16 protein-coding genes are annotated in these 17,637 nt (G+C 60.6%); 4 read left to right on the forward strand and 12 right to left on the reverse strand.

The features are described from left to right. Positions 1-38 precede the first annotated feature (38 nt). From IOD17_RS10620 to IOD17_RS10650, 7 genes are all read right to left on the reverse strand, one after another. On the reverse strand, positions 39-902 hold the full coding sequence (locus tag IOD17_RS10620) for an alpha/beta fold hydrolase (RefSeq protein WP_233685063.1): 864 nt from the start codon (positions 900-902) through the stop codon (positions 39-41). After that, the gene (locus IOD17_RS10625) at positions 899-1,708 is read right to left on the reverse strand and encodes an alpha/beta fold hydrolase (protein ID WP_233685064.1); all 810 of its coding nucleotides are present in this window, start codon (positions 1,706-1,708) and stop codon (positions 899-901) included. The genes IOD17_RS10620 and IOD17_RS10625 overlap by 4 nt, the downstream gene beginning before the upstream one ends. Positions 1,709-1,854: 146 nt before the next feature. Next, the gene (locus IOD17_RS10630; protein WP_233685065.1) at positions 1,855-2,301 is read right to left on the reverse strand and encodes a hotdog fold thioesterase; all 447 of its coding nucleotides are present in this window, start codon (positions 2,299-2,301) and stop codon (positions 1,855-1,857) included. A 66-nt stretch (positions 2,302-2,367) separates the two neighbouring features. Further along, positions 2,368-4,032 carry an AMP-binding protein gene (locus IOD17_RS10635; RefSeq protein WP_233685066.1) on the reverse strand — a complete coding sequence of 555 codons (1,665 nt, stop codon included), beginning with the start codon at positions 4,030-4,032 and terminating at the stop codon, positions 2,368-2,370. Positions 4,033-4,146: 114 nt separating this feature from the next. Continuing rightward, the gene (gene sixA / locus IOD17_RS10640; RefSeq protein ID WP_233685067.1) at positions 4,147-4,611 is read right to left on the reverse strand and encodes a phosphohistidine phosphatase SixA; all 465 of its coding nucleotides are present in this window, start codon (positions 4,609-4,611) and stop codon (positions 4,147-4,149) included. Positions 4,612-4,636: 25 nt separating this feature from the next. Continuing rightward, on the reverse strand, positions 4,637-4,984 hold the full coding sequence (locus tag IOD17_RS10645; RefSeq protein WP_233685068.1) for a DUF4389 domain-containing protein: 348 nt from the start codon (positions 4,982-4,984) through the stop codon (positions 4,637-4,639). A gap of 33 nt (positions 4,985-5,017) precedes the next feature. Then, entirely contained in the window at positions 5,018-6,040 is a 1,023-nt protein-coding gene (locus tag IOD17_RS10650) for an NAD(P)H-dependent glycerol-3-phosphate dehydrogenase (protein WP_233685069.1), read from the reverse strand. A 250-nt stretch (positions 6,041-6,290) separates the two neighbouring features. Here IOD17_RS10650 and IOD17_RS10655 point away from each other — a divergent pair, with 250 nt between their 5' ends. The 3 genes from IOD17_RS10655 to fabB all read left to right on the forward strand — a co-directional run bounded on the left by IOD17_RS10655 (position 6,291) and on the right by fabB (position 10,135). After that, positions 6,291-8,213 (forward strand): ATP-binding protein, encoded by a 1,923-nt coding sequence (locus IOD17_RS10655; protein ID WP_233685070.1) that lies wholly within the window; start codon positions 6,291-6,293, stop codon positions 8,211-8,213. A 173-nt stretch (positions 8,214-8,386) separates the two neighbouring features. Next, complete coding sequence (gene fabA / locus IOD17_RS10660; RefSeq protein WP_233685071.1) at positions 8,387-8,902, forward strand: 3-hydroxyacyl-[acyl-carrier-protein] dehydratase FabA; 516 nt, start codon at positions 8,387-8,389, stop codon at positions 8,900-8,902. 12 nt (positions 8,903-8,914) lie between these two features. Continuing rightward, positions 8,915-10,135 (forward strand): beta-ketoacyl-ACP synthase I, encoded by a 1,221-nt coding sequence (gene fabB, locus IOD17_RS10665; RefSeq protein WP_233685072.1) that lies wholly within the window; start codon positions 8,915-8,917, stop codon positions 10,133-10,135. 64 nt (positions 10,136-10,199) lie between these two features. On the opposite strand, the gene IOD17_RS10670 is transcribed toward fabB, so the two are convergent. After that, entirely contained in the window at positions 10,200-10,847 is a 648-nt protein-coding gene (locus IOD17_RS10670; protein ID WP_233685073.1) for a hypothetical protein, read from the reverse strand. Between the two features lie 195 nt (positions 10,848-11,042). Here IOD17_RS10670 and IOD17_RS10675 point away from each other — a divergent pair, with 195 nt between their 5' ends. Continuing rightward, entirely contained in the window at positions 11,043-11,804 is a 762-nt protein-coding gene (locus IOD17_RS10675) for a TSUP family transporter (protein WP_418904266.1), read from the forward strand. Here IOD17_RS10675 and nudC read toward each other — a convergent pair. From nudC to IOD17_RS10695, 4 genes are all read right to left on the reverse strand, one after another. Further along, positions 11,772-12,602: an NAD(+) diphosphatase gene (gene nudC, locus IOD17_RS10680; protein WP_233685075.1), complete on the reverse strand. Its 831-nt coding sequence runs from the start codon at positions 12,600-12,602 to the stop codon at positions 11,772-11,774. The genes IOD17_RS10675 and nudC overlap by 33 nt on opposite strands. Positions 12,603-12,604: 2 nt before the next feature. Beyond that, positions 12,605-14,284: a ferrous iron transporter B gene (locus IOD17_RS10685; protein WP_233685076.1), complete on the reverse strand. Its 1,680-nt coding sequence runs from the start codon at positions 14,282-14,284 to the stop codon at positions 12,605-12,607. A gap of 50 nt (positions 14,285-14,334) precedes the next feature. Further along, positions 14,335-15,147 (reverse strand): crotonase/enoyl-CoA hydratase family protein, encoded by an 813-nt coding sequence (locus IOD17_RS10690; protein WP_233685077.1) that lies wholly within the window; start codon positions 15,145-15,147, stop codon positions 14,335-14,337. 228 nt (positions 15,148-15,375) lie between these two features. Further along, on the reverse strand, positions 15,376-17,634 hold the full coding sequence (locus IOD17_RS10695; protein ID WP_233685078.1) for an Orn/Lys/Arg decarboxylase N-terminal domain-containing protein: 2,259 nt from the start codon (positions 17,632-17,634) through the stop codon (positions 15,376-15,378). Between the last annotated feature and the right edge of the window lie 3 nt (positions 17,635-17,637).

Below are 17,637 nucleotides of genomic sequence, written 5' to 3' on the forward strand. Positions count from 1 at the left end.
GGTATCGACCACACCTTTCCCCAGTTGCCTTCAGCAAGTCAAGGCGCAGCCAGGAATGCTTTGAAACAGTCTGCTACCAAGCCCGCCCCGCTGTCGTCATCCAGGTGCAGGTGATGGCCGCCAGGCAGCTGCACTACATCAATGGGCAGATCGGCAACCAGCTGGGAGATGCTTGGCTGCGCCAGCAGCATGCCCTGCTGCGCCATCACCAGTTTGGCCGGGCATTGCAGGCTGCGCACAAACGCCAGTGCATGGGCTTGGGTCAGACGCAATGGCGACGGCAGAGTCAGACGGCTATCAGTTCGCCAAGTGTAGCCACCGGGCACCGGCATCAGGCCACGCTGAGCGAGTAGTTCTGCGGCTTCACGGCTGACCGCCCCTACCCCGCGCATGCGCGCTTGCACGGCCCGGTCGAACTCGGCATACACCGGCTTGCTCTTGCCAGCCAGGGCCAGCTGCGCCTTGAGCGCCTCCCCCAGTTTCTGTGGTGCCGTGTCAGCTTCACCGGTGTAGGGAATCAGCCCATCAATCAGCGCCAGTCGCTCAATTCGTTCCGGCATCGCGCCGGCCAACAGCACCGAAACAATCGCGCCCATGGAGTGCCCGAGCAGGGAAAACCGCTGCCAGCCGAACTGTTCGGCAACCTGCAGCACATCGTGGGCATAATCCCAGATGGCGTAGCTACCGCCTGGTGGACGATGATCAGAATGACCGTGGCCGGCGAAATCCAGCGCCACGATACGCAGCCTCGGCAACAGCGGCGCCAGACGGGAAAAGCTGGCGGCATTGTCCAGCCAGCCATGCAGGGCGATCACCGGTACGCCGTCTTCCGGGCCATACAGATGGGCAGCCAATTCGATATGCGGCAGACGCAGGCGTACTTCTTCGAATGCCAGGCTCATGCGCTTTGCTCGCTTGTAGGGTGCCCGGACCAGCGCTGGAACAGCTTTTTCAGCAGCTCGGCAGTGTCTTGCGGCCGTTCCAGGGGAAACATATGCCCACCCGGCAATGTCAGGTACTCACCTTTCGGTACGCGACGCACCAGATGGGCGTGATGCGGCATGACCACTCGGCTGTGCCGGCCACGCACCATGGCCAGCGGCACCTTCAACTGCTGCGGCCGCCCTGGGCTGGTGTGCGGCACGCTGCGGTAGATGCTGATTTCCGTGGCCGGATCAAAACGCAAGCGCAGGTTGTTGCCCGTCGCTTGCAGGCCGTGCTGCACATAGGCATCCAGGCAATCTGGATCAAAGCGACGGAACAGCCCCTTGCCGGCGAAATAGCCACGCGCCTCGGCCAGGTCGACAAACTCTTCACGTCGGCCCAGGGTGCGCCCGGCCGGAGTGATGCGGTCGATAAAGCCGAAGCGTTTGGCCGCGCGAATCACCATTTTGTCCGCCAGGGTCAGCACCGGCGAGTCGAGCATCACCACCCCACGGTAAAGCTCGGGGCGCAACAGCGCGGCGTGGTAATGCAGCACGCCGCCCAGCGAATGGCCGACGCCCCAGACCGGTTGCGTGTTGGTTTCAAGGTGATGAATCAGCTCATCGACCAGGTTGCTCCAGTTATCGTTCACCGGAAAACGCGGGTCATGCCCGTGTTGCTCCAGGTGCTGCACCGAATAATCAGGCGCCAGCGCGGCAAACAACTTGCCGTAGGTGGCCGAGGGAAAGCCGTTGGCATGGGCAAAGAATACGGACTGGGTCATGGCGACGGGCTTATCTGGAAAGTTGCCAATGATTGTCCGGTAGCCCTGTCGATGCGGCAATGACAAAACGGCCAGTGAATGATGGCACTGTAGCCAAAGCTGATGGGAAGCCCGCCAACCGTAGCGGCAATGGCGGGTTCTACGGATTAACGCAGCGCTGGGCCATTCTCCCCCAACGGCACAATAGCCATGGTCAGCCGGGAAATGCAGCTGGCTTTGCCATCTTCGCCACTCAGGCGAATATCCCAGACGTGGGTGGTGCGCCCCAGGTGCACCGGCCGCGCCACTGCGGTGACCCGGCCACTGCGCAGACCGCGCAGGTGGTTAGCGTTCACTTCCAGGCCGACGCAGTAGAACTTGCTGCTGTCGATACACAGGTGGCTGGCGGTGGAGCCAAGAGTTTCCGCCAGCACCACGGAGGCGCCGCCATGCAGCAGGCCGTAGGGTTGATGGGTACGTGCATCGACCACCATGCTGGCGGTCAGCGACTCGTCATCAAAAGCATCGAAACGGATATCCAGTTGCTCACCAATGGTGTTCTTCAGAAAGCCATTGAGCTGAGCCAGGTTCGGGGTTTGCTGCCAGAGGGCCATAGTCAGTCCTTTAGGGTCGATTCAGCGAGAATGTGGCCGGCACACACATGCCGGCCACACACCTGATCACTCGTGCCAGAGCACCGCTTCACTGCGTTCGGCCCACTCGCCAAAGCGTTCACCATAGGTGCCTTCAACCACCGCGCGCTTGATCTTCAGCGTCGGCGTAAGGAAGCCGTTGTCCACCGCCCAGACTTCCTTGACCAGCACCAGGCGTTGCAGTCGCTCGTGCTTGTCGAGGCTCTGATTGACCTCTTCCAGCAATTTTTTCAGGCTGCTTTCCAACTCGCCACGACCACTGCTGGCTTCGCTGCGCCCCACATCGGACAGCACGCAAAGCGCCATGGGCTGCGGCATGCCGTCGCCAACCACACACACCTGCTCAATGCGCGAGTGCTCACCGAGCAGGTTCTCGATCGGTGCCGGGGCGACATATTTGCCCTTGCTGGTCTTGAAGATTTCCTTGATCCGTCCGGTCAGGCGCAGATTGCCCTCGGCATCCTGCTCGCCTTTGTCACCGGTACGGAGGAAGCCATCGGGGGTGATGGTTTCTGCAGTCTTTTCCGGGTCTTTGTAATAGCCCTGCATAGTCGCGCCACTGCGCACCTGCACCTCACCATCCTCGGCGATACGCACCTCGACGCCTGGGCTGTTCTGACCGATCCAACCCTGCTTGAACTTGCCTGGCCGGCATACGTGCGAGTAACCGCAGTTCTCAGTCATGCCGTACACCTCCAGCACATCCAGGCCAAGGCGTTTGTACCAGTTGAGCAGCGCTTCAGGCACCGGCGCCGCGCCTGACAGGGCGTAGCGCACGGCATCCAGGCCCAGACCGACCAATACCTTCTTGCCGATGATGCGGCCGATGATCGGCAGCTTGAGCAGGAAATCCAGTTTCTCGGCCGACATCTTGCTGTAGACGCCCATCTGGAACTTGGTCCAGATCCGTGGCACGCCAAACATCACCGTTGGCCGCGCGCGCTTGAGGTCTTCCAGGAAGGTGTCCAGGCTCTCGGCAAAGAAGATCGTCTGCCCGGCGTAGATCGACGCCAACTCGACAAACATGCGCTCGGCCACGTGACACAACGGCAGGTAAGACAGCACCCGGTCATTTTCGCCCACACCAAACAGTTCAGTGGCATGACTGGCGGCAAAACCGAAGTTGCTGAAGTGGTGCATCACACCTTTCGGCGTGCCGGTGGTGCCTGAGGTGTAGATGATGGTGGCGAGCTGATCAGCTGCTGGCTTGGGGTTATCCTGAATCGGCGTACAGGCCTGCAAATCATCCCAGACAAAGCTGAATTCACCCTGCGGACGCAGCGGCAGACCGACGGTCGGTACGCCCTCTGGCACCCCGGCCAACATGGATGGCCAATCATCCAGCTTGCCTACGAACACCAACGCCGCCTCGGAATGGCGCAGCACCTGGCCGACTGACTCGGCGGTGAGATTGGGATACAGCGGCACCGAGACATGCCCGGCCATCCAGATCGCCAGGTCGGTGACGATCCAGTGCGCGCAGTTTTTGGAAATGATCGCGATGCGGCTGCCCTGCGGCAGTTCGCGGCTACGCAGCCAATTGGCCGCACGGCGCGCCTGCTCGCCAACGTCGGCCCAACTCAGTTCCTGCAGCTGACCGCCCGACAGCGGCTGCACCATGTAGCGTTTATTCGGGTGCCGAGCTTCACGCTCATAAAACACCTCAAGCGGCAAACGGATTGCATCAGCCACAGGGCTTCCTCCTTTGTTGTTTTTGTGGAGCCAACCAAGCAATTGCTTGGTCGGACTATTCCACGCACAAAGGCCGCCCGCAAGAGGAGAAATGTTTCGGTGTGTAGTAAGGCGTCAGCGCTGCGCCGGGTGCTTGTGGAGCGACAATTTCATTAACCCGGCTAGCAATTCATCGCCTTCCAGCAACGCCAGACTGGCGGTATTCATGGGCAGTGGTTGCTGGCGGTGGCCATGAATCAGCAAGCCCGCCAAAGCACCAACCAACGGCTGATGGGTGACCAGCAACAGCTCGTCGAAGGCATAGCCATCCAGTTCGCGCAGCGTCTGGCGTAGATCACTCTCTGGCGTCAGCCAGGGCACGGTCTGCCGGGCACCGGCAAATGCCAGCACCTCGCAGACCAGCTCCGCAGTCTGCTGAGCGCGCACATAGGGGCTGACCAGCACGGCCTTTAACGGCCTGCCCTGCAGCTGAACCGCCGCCTCGCGCACCTGCTGCCGACCATAAGCGGTCAAGTTGCGTTCGGCATCGCTGCGCGCCGTCGGCTCGGCTTCACCGTGGCGCAGTAACCAGAGTTTCACAGGCTTGCCCCAATACGCCGACGACTCAAAGCTTCGGCTCTTCGTCACGCACTGGGTGGGCCGCCGGCGGAATGCTGTGCGGGGTCTCACCTTGTGGCGCTTGCGGGGTTGGCCAGTCGGCGAACGGCCATGGTTTATCGTCGGTATTGAAGGTGCCGAAGCGGCCGATCTGCGCCAGGTACTGGCTCAAGCTGTCGCCAAAACCCAGCAGACCGGCATTCGGTGCGCCGTAGAACAGGCGATAGCCCAGCTGCAACAGCACCACGACGCCCAATAGGATTTCTGCCAGCTGCCAAACGATGGCGAAAATCACCATCCACAGAATGCGCAGCAGAATCGACTCACGCTCAATGCTTTGATTGTCTTCGCTCATGCTCATCTCCTTAAAGATCTTGAATGTTGCAACTCAGAAACCGCTGATGGGAATAAAGTCGACGTCGGTCTTCGGCTCTCCACGCATCAAGGCGCCGATCACCTGATCCAGGGTGCGGCCTTCGAACAGAATGGCATGCAGACCCGCCACCAGCGGCATATAGACCTGCAACTCCTCGGCCTTGGACTTCAACACCTTGATGGTGTTCACCCCTTCCGCCACTTCACCCAGACGCGCTACCGCCTCTTCGAGGCTCAATCCCTCGCCGAGGGCAAAACCGACCTGGTAGTTACGGCTTTTCGACGAAGAGCAAGTGACGATCAGGTCACCGACCCCCGCCAGCCCGAGGAAGGTCATGGGGTTGGCGCCCAGCTTGACGGCAAAACGGGTCATTTCCGCCAGCGCGCGGGTAATCAGCATGCTCTTTGTGTTTTCACCCATACCCATGGCCGCTGCCATACCGGCGATGATCGCGTAAACGTTCTTCAGCGCACCGCCCAACTCAACGCCAAAGCGGTCACCACTGGCATACACGCGAAAGGTGCGGCCGTGCAATGCCGACTGCACCTGCTGACACAGGTCTTCGTCCTCACTGGCAATCACCGAGGCGGTCAACGCATGCTCGGCCACCTCCCGCGCCAGGTTCGGCCCGGAGAGCACACCGATGCGCGCCTGCGGAGCAATATCTTCAAGAATCTGACTCATCAGCAGAAAGCTCTGCGCCTCGATGCCCTTGGTGGTGCTCACCAGCAACTTGCCACTGAGCAACTCAGCCACCGGCTGCAAGGCCTGGCGCAAGGCGCTGGAGGGCAAGGCGACAAAAATCAGCTGACAAGCGCTCAGGGTGGCATTCAGGTCAGTCACCGGCTCAACGCTGGGATGAATCTTGATGCCTTTCAGGTAACGCGGGTTCTCCCGGGTCAAGCGAATCGCCTGTGCCTGTTGCGGGTCGCGCATCCAGTGCAGGACATGCCGGCCATTCTCAGCCAGCAAATTGGCAATCGCCGTGCCGAAGCTGCCGCCGCCAAGAACGGCAATGGGGTGCTGATCAGTCATAACGCATCCGTGGTAAACCATTGAAAGTGGCGAATCGCTCGCATTATACGGCGACGTCTGTATGCGGCCAGCTTTTAGCAGGTTGACTGGCACTGGCAAAGCCGAGCAGCTCAGTTAACATGCAGGCTTTCAAACGCAAACAAGGTTGTGGCGTGATTCACTGCCCCCAAACCAGGCCTTACCCCAAGCTCGTGAAAATTCGATCAGCGCTTCAATGCTCGCCAGGTCTGCACTGCAGCGGTGTAGCCCGATGATCCTGCGCCGTGGCTGGAATATCCATACCCGCACGCAGTTGATCAGTGTCGGCCCCGCGCTGTTGCTGACCCTGCTGCTCACTGGCTTTTTCACCTTTGCCAGGCTGCAGGACCTGCGCCAGGAGCTCAACCACTACGGCCAACTGATTGCCAATCAGCTGGCCCCGGCCAGTACCTACGGGGTAATTTCCGGCAATGTCGGCGTGCTCGACGCCTTGTTGCAGGCAACGCTGGAAACACCACACGTACGCTTTCTCGAAGTACGCGACCGCACCGGCAAAATCCTCGTTTATGTCGAGCAGGCTCCTGGCAGTGGCCATGCCAGCAGCCAGGTTGAAATCTTCCAGGCGCCCATCCAGCGCCCCAGTATTGCCCTCGGCAACCCAGCCGAACAGCCCAGCGCAGATGCCTACCTGGGTTATGTCGTGGTCGGCATGTCCAACGATGCATTCAACACCCGCCAACAGGAAATCCTCTTCAAGGCCACCCTGCTCGCCCTGTTTGCCCTGGCCCTGACCTTTATTCTCGCCCGCCGCCTGGCCCGCCACCTGTCCCAGCCGCTCAGCGCCATGGGCCAGGCCGTCAGCGCCATTCAGGCCGGTAACTACCAGACCACCCTGCCCGAAGTCGGCGAAGGCGAACTTCAGGCACTGGCGCGGCACATCAACAACCTGGCCCACGGCCTGGCCAGCGCCAGCGAAGAACAGCAGCGAGCCATGGCCCTGCTGATTCAGGCTCGCGAGCAGTCAGAGCTGGCCAACCGCGCCAAATCCGATTTCCTGGCGATGATGAGTCATGAACTGCGCACACCAATGAATGGCGTGCTGGGCATGCTGCAGCTGCTGGAAACCACGGAAATGACCGACGAGCAGGCGGAATACGCCGCCCTGGCCACCGAATCCACCGAGCATCTGCTCAAGGTGATCAACGATATTCTCGATTTCTCGCGCATAGAACGCGGCGCGCTGGAACTGGAGCGCATCCCGTTCAGCCTGCTGGATCTGCTGCACAATTCGATTCAGGTGTTCCAGCACAGCGCCCAGCAACGCGGCCTGCAACTGCAGCTAAACCTGCAAAGCGGTCTGGAACAGCTGCAGGTACAGGGCGACCCAACCCGCATCCGACAGATTCTGGTCAACCTGATCGGCAACGCCCTGAAATTTACGGAGAACGGCAGCATCCGCGTAAACGCCAACTGGCAGGCGCTGGATAACCAGGTGCTGTGGTTCAGCTGCGCAGTACACGACAGCGGCATCGGGATTCCCCCCGAACGACTGGAACATATGTTCGATGCCTTCCAGCAAGCCGACACTTCTATTTCAAGACGTTACGGCGGCACCGGGCTGGGTTTGCCGATCGCGCGCACCCTCGCCGAACGCATGGGCGGCACCCTGCGCGCGGTCAGCCAGGAAGGTCAGGGCTCGGTATTTACCCTAGAGATTCCCTTACCGTTCTCCCAGCAGGCCGCCATGGCGCCCCCTGAACACTTGCCAGCTGCTCAGAGTGGCCAGGGTCAGCCGGTATTGCTGGTCGAAGACAATCCGGTCAACCAGACCGTGATCGAGGCCATGCTGCGCAGCCTGGGCTATCAGGTCAGCCTGGTCGGCGATGGCGCTCAGGCCGTACACCAGGCAACCCAGCAGGATTACGCGGCGATTCTAATGGACTGCCGCCTGCCAATCATGGATGGCTACGAAGCCACCCGACAGATCCGCCGCCTGAGCGATTGCGCCGGGCTGCCGATCATCGCCTTGACCGCCAACGCCCTGCAGGGCGATCGCGAAGCCTGCCTGCAGGCCGGAATGAACGATTATCTGGCAAAACCGTTCAAACGTGCCGATCTGCAGCAAATTCTGCAACGCTGGCTACCCCCTCGACCTTCGACGGGTAGTCAAGACGGCCCAACTGCTGCAGGCTAGAGCCATGGATCTATGACAGCCCAGTAAGAGCGGAGTACAACTGTACTCACAAGGCTGTGACTTTCACCACAACGCAACAGTCTATGACTAGGCTGTTGGCAGGCGCAGAGGCTGCGTCGCCAGCCAGGACGATTCGCCCAGCCTTGGCGCATGGGACATATTGAGGAGCTCGCATGACCAAACAAAACGCCTTCACCCGGGAAGAACTGCTCGCTTGCGGTCGCGGCGAACTATTCGGCCCAGGTAATGCGCAACTGCCCGCGCCGAACATGCTGATGATCGATCGCATCACCCACATCAGCGACACCGGCGGCAAGTACGGCAAGGGCGAAATAGTCGCCGAGCTCGATATCACTCCTGATCTGTGGTTTTTCGCCTGCCACTTCGAAGGCGACCCGGTGATGCCTGGCTGCCTGGGCCTGGATGCAATGTGGCAGCTGGTCGGCTTTCACCTCGGCTGGCAGGGCAACCCCGGCCGTGGCCGCGCCCTCGGTTCGGGTGAGGTGAAGTTCTTCGGCCAGGTCCTGCCGACCGCCAAGAAAGTTACCTACAACATCCAGATTAAACGCACCATCGCCCGCTCCCTGGTCCTGGCTATTGCCGACGGCACCGTCAGCGTTGATGGCCGCGAAATCTATAGCGCCGAAGGCCTGCGAGTTGGCCTGTTCACCTCTACCGACAATTTTTAAAGGACTCATCGCATGCGTCGCGTCGTGATTACCGGCCTGGGCATCGTCTCCTGCCTGGGCAATGACAAGGCCACCGTCTCTGCCAACCTGCGCGCTGGCCGCCCCGGTATCCGCTTCAACCCGCAATACGCTGAAATGGGTCTGCGCAGCCAAGTATCCGGCTCGATCGACCTGAACCTGGAAGAGCTGATCGACCGCAAGGTCTATCGCTTCATGGGCGACGCAGCAGCCTTCGCCTACCTGTCCATGGAACAGGCGATCAAGGACGCGGAGCTCAGCGCCGAAGAAATCTCCAGCCCGCGTATCGGCCTGATTGCAGGCAGCGGCGGTGCTTCCACCTTCAACCAGATGGAAGCCATGGACATCCTGCGCGAGAAAGGCGTCAAGCGCGTTGGCCCGTACCGCGTACCGCGCACCATGGGCAGCACGGTTTCCGCCTGCCTGGCCACGCCGTTCAAGATCAAGGGCGTGAACTACTCAATCTCTTCGGCCTGCGCCACCAGCGCCCATTGCATCGGCAACGCCGTCGAGCAGATCCAGTTGGGCAAACAGGACATCGTGTTTGCCGGTGGTGGTGAAGAAGAACATTGGAGCCAGAGCTTCCTGTTCGACGCCATGGGCGCCCTCTCCACCCAGTACAACGAAACCCCGGAAAAAGCCTCGCGTGCCTACGACGCCAAGCGTGACGGTTTCGTCATTGCCGGTGGTGGTGGCATGGTGGTGGTCGAAGAACTCGAGCACGCCCTCAAGCGCGGCGCGAAAATCTACGCAGAAATCGTTGGCTACGGCGCAACCTCCGATGGCTACGACATGGTCGCACCAAGCGGCGAAGGCGCCGTGCGTTGCATGCAGCAGGCCTTGGCCACCGTCGATACCCCTATCGATTACCTCAACACCCACGGTACTTCGACACCGGTCGGCGACGTTGCAGAAAGCCGCGCAGTACGTGAAGTGTTTGGCGACAAGGCGCCGGCCATCAGTTCGACGAAAAGCCTGTCCGGTCACTCCCTGGGCGCTGCCGGCGTACAGGAAGCGATCTACTGCATGCTGATGATGGAAGGCAATTTCATTGCCGGTTCGGTCAACATCGACGAAGTCGATCCGGAAATCGCCGACCTACCTATCCAGCGCAGCACTGTCGAGAACGCCAAGATCGACACCGTGATGAGCAACAGTTTCGGCTTTGGCGGCACCAACGCCACCCTGGTGCTCAAGCGCTGGGCAGGCAAGTAACAGCACTGCTCTTTGCCGTACAAAAAAGGCCACCGTAACGGTGGCCTTTTTTATTGCAGTGAGTTTATTGCCAATCTTTAAGCGCCTGCTTGGCTGCCTGATTCATCGGCTCAGCCAGCAGACCGGCGGGCGTCAGATTGATGCTGTAGACCGCCTCGTCGGCCAGCGGCAGATAATTCACCCGACGGGCCTGTGGGTCGAAAATAAACAGGTCATGCTGGCCCAGCCGCAACCAACGCCACAGGTCGATACCGTAGGGACTACGTGCCAGTTCGACACGGGTATGCTGCGCCAGGCTCTGCTGCTCGATGGAGAGAAAACGCCCGGAGAGTTTTTCCAGGCGATAGCCCGGCTGCAAACCAATTAACGCAGCCAGCCCCTTCCACTGGAGAAAACGGGCATCCAGCTGCCAGAGATCGCCCTCCATGGTCAGCGTGCGCTCCTGAGCCCCCTCCAGCACACTCACCCGATACAACGGGCCATCTGCTTTGAAGCTCAGGGTCGCCAGTGGCTTGCCTGCGACAATCGGTGCGTAGCTATGTAGGTCATAGGCCAGCACGCCGATCAACGTCGCCAGCGCAACAAAGGCCAGGCCGCAAGTGCCGCGCAACCAGCCGAGAAACCACTGCCGATTGAACAGAATACGTGCAGCCACAAAAGCCGCCAGTAGCGCCAGCAATGCCATTACCCAAGCCAGTCCACCGTATTGCATCGCCCTGCATTCCTTATGCCGTGAATAGTCGGCATTATGCTCAGCTACCTGACTGGCGAACAGCCGAAGTCACGCACAATTAGACACAGCGCGTATTTTGCCGCTTTCTCTGGCACCTGCTGGCGATAAACCGGCACTACGCCGTAGTCAGACCTCTTCCGGTAACTGCTCATGGCTTTCCCGTTTGATTTCGGCATGGAGTTGTCGACCCTAGCGATTCTCGCCCTGGTGGCCTTTACCGCTGGTTTTATCGATGCAATTGCCGGCGGTGGTGGCTTGCTGACTATTCCAGCCCTGCTCACTGCGGGTCTGCCGCCTCATCTGGCCCTGGGCACCAATAAGCTCTGCGCCACCTTTGGCTCGGCAACGGCCAGCTACACCTTTTACCGACGCAAACTGTTCAACCCCAGCCAATGGCGTAACGCCCTGATCGCCACAGCCGTGGGCGCACTGCTAGGCGCGATACTGGCGCACTGGCTGCCATCGGAGTGGCTCAACCAGTTCTTGCCCGTGGTGGTATTCGCCTGCGGCATGTACCTGCTGTTTAGCAAAACACCCACAGCGCCGCCGACAACCGATGCCGCAATTGCGCGGGGCCGTCAGTGGCCACAAGGGCTTACGCTGGGTTTCTATGATGGTGTAGTCGGCCCCGGCACCGGAGCATTCTGGACGGTCAGCAGCCTGCTGCTCTACCCACTTGATCTGGTCAGGGCCAGCGGCGTGGCGCGCAGCATGAACTTTGTCAGCAACGCCTGCGCCCTGAGCATCTTTATCATCAGCGGCCAGGTCGCCTGGCTGCTGGGTATCTGCATGGGCCTGGCACTGATGGTGGGGGCGTTTCTTGGCGCGCAGACAGCGATCAAAGGCGGTTCGAAGTTTATCCGCCCGGTGTTTATTCTGATGGTGCTGGCGCTGACAGCGCGCCTAGCCTGGCAGCACTGGTTCGGGCTGACCTAGACGGCGCGCGACATAGACGTCGATCAGGTAACGGGCAATCGAGCGTGACGCCGGCAGCGGCGGCAGATCATGGACACTGAACCAACGTGCATCCTCGATTTCGTCTGCTTGCATAACGATATCGCCCGACGCGTATTCGGCATGAAATCCCAGCATCAGCGAATGCGGAAATGGCCAGCCTTGACTGCCCAGGTACTGCAGGTTGCAGATCTCCAGCCCAACCTCTTCACGCACCTCACGCACCACGCAATGCTCCACCGATTCACTCGGTTCGACGAAGCCCGCCAGCGTGCTGTACACCCCAGTGACAAAGCGTGGCGAACGGGCAAGCAGAATCTCGTCACCACGGGTCACCAGTACAATCATGCTCGGCGACAGGCGTGGGTAATGTTGCTGTTCGCAACCGTCACAACGCATGGCCCGCTCACCGGGTACCTGCTGCATGGCAGCGCCACAGCGACCACAGAAGCGGTGATCGGCAGCCCATGTGGAGATCTGCGCGGCATAACTGAGCACGCGGAAGGTCTCATCATCATCGCCTTGCAGCATGAACTGGCGCAGTCCCTGCCAGAAACAACCGGACATATCCTGCGGCTGATCCAACTCAAGCAGGTAAACGGCATCGCCCTTGAAGTGCCCCAGGCCATGCTCGGCAACCACCGGCAAGTCCTGTTTTTTCAGCCATTCACGCGGAAACAGCACGCCGTTGCTGTCCGTAAGGAAGTGCTGCCGACAATGCACCAGCGCCCAACCCCCAGGCTGCTGACAGTCGAGTACCCGCGGTTGCCAGACAGACATGCTCAAGCCTCCAGTGGCATGCCCAGCGCGCGCACGCTTTCGGCGGCAAGGTCGAGCACGCTCGGCTGGGTTTCCGGACGCATCACCGCGCCGGCTTCCAGGTAATACTCAAGGCTGCTGAGGGCATCGGCCAAGGTTTCCAGCATCTGCTCGGACGGCATCTGCGGCGCATCGAACATCTGCTGCTGAATATAGTCCGCACAGGCCCCCACCAACATGGCTGCGCGCTCCTGACCGAGGAACCACAAACCACCGCGAACGGCCTGCAGGCTGAACGGCACGTTGGACAGGTGCATACGCTCACCACCCGATTCCAGGTACGCGGTAATGGCCCGCTTGGCCAGCGCCAGGCCGGCCTGTGCCTCATCGACCACAACAATGCGCGCTTCATTGAGCTGATGCAGGGCGAAGGACTCCGCCTCATCTCCTGGCTGCGCCTGGGCTGGCCGGGCATCGCGGCGCTCACCGCGCTCCAGACTGGCGACCATGCCTTCGACATACAGCACCGCATCGGCCAGCTTGTGCAGCTCCTGCGGCTGTGGCGCGCTGTCCTCGCTCCAGCTGGCAACGGTTTGCAGCTGAGCATTGAGGGAGTTACCGGCAGAACTCAGACCCACCATGCCCAAGGTCTTGCTCAGCTTGCCGAGCAAGGCATGCAAGCTGTTGAGGCTGTCGGTCTGCAGGGTACCGCGCTCGATCAGGTCGAGCATGTCCTTGACGCTAGCCAGCTCTTCGCGAATCGCCGAACTCAACGAACGCATGACCGCCTGACCAGGCCCCGCCAGACGCTGATATTCCTCTTCGAGCAGGTGATCGGTGAACGGCAACGGCATCAGCCCAAACACTTCACTCAGCGCCGCCGCCTGCGGGCCACGGGTATCCGCCAAGGCCACCAGATAGAGCAGTTCCTTGAGCAGGTTGCGCGGCGCTTCGTATTGACCATTGACCAGCATCTGCTTGAGTTCACGATCAATGCGCGAGAAGAGCTGTTTGCGCGACTTGCGTGGCAGCAACTGGCCGTCCACCTGCGCTTCAACCGCTGCGGCGCCCACCCAGCACAGACGGCCACGTGGCTCATTGGCGAACAGACTGTCGAGACGGGTCAAGGCCCGCCCCATCAACTTGAGACTGGCTTGCGGATTCTGCTCTCGGATAAAACCAAGCAGACCGACCTGATACATGTGGCGCAAGCGCCGCCCTTCACTCTCGCGCGCAGCACCATCAACCGAAGCGGGAGCGCTACGTGGCCGGGCATGGTCGAGGCGTACGCTGAAGAAAAAGCTTTCCGGCAAAGCTGGCTGACCGCCGGCCTGGCGCAAATCATTGATGGCCGGCAGCAGCAGCTCCGGCATTTCCTGGCGATGCGCTTCGACGTTTTCCAGGTAACGGCGTAGCACGTGCAAGGCATTGCTCAAGGCTGACAGCTGAACGTCGCGCTCTTCACCTGCACCGGCGGGAATATCGGTGGCCTGATCCAACACTTCCTGCGCCAGCAGTTCGGCACCCGCCAGTTCGATCAGATTCAGTGTGCCGCGCACCTGATGCAGGCTTTCCACCGCCTGCTGCAGCAGGCTACCGTTGTTGCGATCGGCAATGAATTGTTCAAGGCTCAACTCAGCCTCTTCCATGGTGGTGAACAATTCATCGCGCACCAGATTAAGCGACGTGGCTCCAGATACCATGAGCTATTGCGCCTCCCGCGTCAGTGATGAAAACAGGTGGAAGGACAGCATCAGTCAGCGAACTCCGGTTTCTGCTTGCTCATGTGCGCCGTCATGGCCACACGCAGGTCAGCAGATTGCAACATGGCGGCGTTCCAGGTGGCGATGTATTCGAGGCCATCATCAACGCGGTGGTCGCGCATGTAGCGAATCATTTCCTTGGTACCGCGGATGGCCACTGGCGACTTGCTGGCGATCTCGCGAGCGATACCCATCACACCATCCAGCAAGGCATCAGCGTCAGCATAGGTGCGGTTGACCAGGCCAATATTGCGCGCCTCTTCGCCGTTGATGGTGCGCCCGGTAAAAGCCAGTTCGCGCATCATGCCGTCGCCGATGATGCGGGGCAGGCGTTGCAGGGTGCCCACGTCGGCGGCCATGCCGATGTCGATTTCCTTGATGGAAAACTGCGCATCGACCGTCGAATAACGCATGTCGCAGGCCGAGACCAGATCGATCGCACCGCCCAGGCAATAACCCTGAATGGCCGCCAGCACCGGCTTGCTGCAATTGTCCACGGCGTTGAAGGAGGCTTGTAGCTCGAGAATCTTGCGCCGCAGCTTTTGCGCGTTGCGCCCAACATCCGGCCCCAGCTGGCTGCCGACCGAAGCCAGCATCATCAGGTCGATGCCCGAGGAAAAGTGTTTGCCAGCACCGGAGATCACCACCGCACGCACTTCATCGGTGTCATCGATCCAGCGGAAAATATCGATGATCTCGCGCCAGAAGTCGGCGTTCATCGCATTGACCTTTTCCGGGCGGTTGATCACCACATGGGCAACCTTATCTGCCAACACGACATTAAAGGCTTTGTAGTCGGACACGGCAGTCATCCTCAGCAGGGGCGCAAGCGCAAGATGGAAATATTCTTATGCTAAAAATCGAGCAACTATAACAACCAACCGACAAATGTCGATGCTGGCCACTGTGACGCAGGGCACGCCATTAAAGTTAAGCTCAATTTTTACCTATCGGCGATAAGCGCTTGATCTACTGAGGTAAGCAGCGCAGCAAGGCCGGTCCGCCGTAGAACGCAGCGAACCGGCCAGGCATCAGGCCTTGATGCAGTCGACGGTATACACCCCATCCTCACGCTGCAGGCCGTGCACATCGGCATCGAAACCGGGGAAGCTGCGGTCGAAGGTGCGGGCAAACGCCAGGTAATCGATGATCGAGCGAGTCTGCGCGGTAAACCGTTCGCCCGGCATGATCAATGGGATACCTGGCGGGTATGGCACCAACATCACCGCAGCGATGCGCCCTTCCAACTGCTCGATCGGCACCGCCTCGACTTCGCCACGCACCAGTTGGTTGTAAGCATCGGCTGGCTTGATCGCCACCTCCGGCAGCACCGTGTACATGCGCTTGAGCGCCTTGGCCGTAGCATTTTCGCGGTAGCAGGCATGCAGTGCATCACACAGGTCGCGCAGCCCCATGTCCTGATAGAACGCCTTGCCGGCCTGAGCAATTGACGGCAGCACATCGCTCAAGGGCAGGTTGGCATCGTAGCTGCGTTTGAACTCCAGCAACTCGGTCAGCAGCGTGCTCCACTTGCCCTTGGTAATGCCCATGGAGAACAGCACCAGGAAGGAATACAGGCCGGTTTTCTCCACCACCAGGCCACGCTCCCAGAGAAACTTGCTGACCACGGCCGCCGGAATGCCGCGCTCATCCAGCTTGCCGTCGGCGGTTAATCCCGGCGTCACCAGGGTGACCTTGATCGGGTCGAGCAGCACGTAATCTTCGGCAACATCGCCAAAGCCGTGCCAATCGGCTTGCGGTTGCAGCAGCCAATCCTCGGTGACCACATCATCGGTGCCTTCGGCCTTGGCCGGTTGCCAGATGCTGAACCACCAGTCGTCGCTGTTGAGGTTCTGCCGCAGGTTGGCCAGGGCGCGGCGGAAACTCAGGGCCTCATCGAAGGTTTCCTGAATCAGCGAGCGTCCTGCCGGGCCTTCCATCATCGCCGAAGCCACATCCAGCGAGGCGATGATGCCGTACTGCGGCGAGGTGGAGATGTGCATCATAAAGGCTTCGTTGAAGCGATCCCGATCCAGCTGACGCTTGCCGCCATCCTGTACATGGATCATCGAAGCCTGGCTGAACGCGGCCAGCAGCTTGTGGGTGGAATGGGTGGTGAACACCAGCGGCGTGTCTGCACTGCGCGCCGTGCCCATGCCATAACGCCCGGCATAGAACTCGTGGAACGCCGCGTAGGCGTACCAGGCCTCGTCGAAATGTAGCACCTCGACGCTATTGCCCAGGGTCTGCTTGATCAGCTCGGCGTTGTAGCACAGGCCGTCGTAGGTCGAGTTGGTCACCACCACCAGCTTGACCATCGCCCCGCTGCTGTTCGGCACGCGCCCGCGGGCAAGCGGGCTTGCATCGATCTTCGCCTGAATCGATTCACGGCTGAACTCGCTCAGCGGAATCGGCCCGATGATGCCCAGTTCGTTGCGCTCCGGGCACAGGTACAGCGGAATCGCGCCAGTCATGATGATGGAATGCAAGATCGACTTGTGGCAGTTACGGTCCACCAGCACCAGATCATCGCGGCCAACCATGCTGTGCCAGACGATCTTGTTCGCCGTCGAGGTGCCGTTGATCACGAAGTAGGTGTGATCCGCGCCGAAATTGCGTGCCGCGCGGGCCTCGGCCTCGGCCAGCGGGCCGGTGTGATCGAGCAGCGAACCCAGCTCCGGCACCGACACCGAGAGGTCAGAACGCAGGGTGTTCTCACCGAAAAACTGGTGAAACGCCTGCCCCACCGGGCTCTTGCGATAAGCCACACCGCCGCCATGGCCCGGCGTGTGCCAGGAATAGTTGGACTGCGCCGTGTGCTGCACCAGCGCCTTGAAGAATGGCGGCAGCAGGCAATCCAGGTAATTGCGCGCAGCACGCGCGACCTGACGAGCGAGGAACGGCACGGTGTCTTCGAACAGATAAAGGATGCCGCGCAACTGGTTGAGATCGACCATGGCCTCGGCTGGCGCGTTCTCGATGGTCACCTGCTCGCCCAAAGCGAAAATCGGCAACTGCGGTGCACGACGACGAGCGATGCGAATCAGCTCGACCATGTCCTGCAGCAGGGTCTTGTTCTCCCCCGCACCTTCGGCGGCCACCAGAATGCAGGCCAGGCCGTGGTGGGTGGAAGCCACGATGCGCCCCTCGGCGGAGCTGGCGGTGGAGAGAATGCTGAAGCCGTCCTGCTCCAGTTCTTGGGCGATGGCGCGCACCCGATCACCAGCCACGGTATCGGCCTTGATGTCACGGTGCACGATCAGGACGGGGAACTTTAGGTCTTTATACATTGT

It is taken from the genome of Pseudomonas anguilliseptica, assembly GCF_021375795.1.
Classification (GTDB): Bacteria; Pseudomonadota; Gammaproteobacteria; order Pseudomonadales; family Pseudomonadaceae; genus Aquipseudomonas; species Aquipseudomonas anguilliseptica_A.

Excerpts from the sequence above, each read along its gene's own strand:
- IOD17_RS10620 (WP_233685063.1), bottom strand. The coding sequence starts at position 902 with ATGAGCCTGGCATTCGAAGAAGTACGCCTGCGTCTGCCGCATATCGAA.
- IOD17_RS10625 (WP_233685064.1), bottom strand. The coding sequence starts at position 1,708 with ATGACCCAGTCCGTATTCTTTGCCCATGCCAACGGCTTTCCCTCGGCC.
- IOD17_RS10630 (WP_233685065.1), bottom strand. The coding sequence starts at position 2,301 with ATGGCCCTCTGGCAGCAAACCCCGAACCTGGCTCAGCTCAATGGCTTT.
- IOD17_RS10645 (WP_233685068.1), bottom strand. The coding sequence starts at position 4,984 with ATGAGCGAAGACAATCAAAGCATTGAGCGTGAGTCGATTCTGCTGCGC.
- IOD17_RS10650 (WP_233685069.1), bottom strand. The coding sequence starts at position 6,040 with ATGACTGATCAGCACCCCATTGCCGTTCTTGGCGGCGGCAGCTTCGGC.
- IOD17_RS10655 (WP_233685070.1), top strand. The coding sequence starts at position 6,291 with ATGATCCTGCGCCGTGGCTGGAATATCCATACCCGCACGCAGTTGATC.
- fabA (WP_233685071.1), top strand. The coding sequence starts at position 8,387 with ATGACCAAACAAAACGCCTTCACCCGGGAAGAACTGCTCGCTTGCGGT.
- fabB (WP_233685072.1), top strand. The coding sequence starts at position 8,915 with ATGCGTCGCGTCGTGATTACCGGCCTGGGCATCGTCTCCTGCCTGGGC.
- IOD17_RS10670 (WP_233685073.1), bottom strand. The coding sequence starts at position 10,847 with ATGCAATACGGTGGACTGGCTTGGGTAATGGCATTGCTGGCGCTACTG.
- IOD17_RS10675 (WP_418904266.1), top strand. The coding sequence starts at position 11,043 with ATGGAGTTGTCGACCCTAGCGATTCTCGCCCTGGTGGCCTTTACCGCT.
- nudC (WP_233685075.1), bottom strand. The coding sequence starts at position 12,602 with ATGTCTGTCTGGCAACCGCGGGTACTCGACTGTCAGCAGCCTGGGGGT.
- IOD17_RS10685 (WP_233685076.1), bottom strand. The coding sequence starts at position 14,284 with ATGGTATCTGGAGCCACGTCGCTTAATCTGGTGCGCGATGAATTGTTC.
- IOD17_RS10695 (WP_233685078.1), bottom strand. The coding sequence starts at position 17,634 with ATGTATAAAGACCTAAAGTTCCCCGTCCTGATCGTGCACCGTGACATC.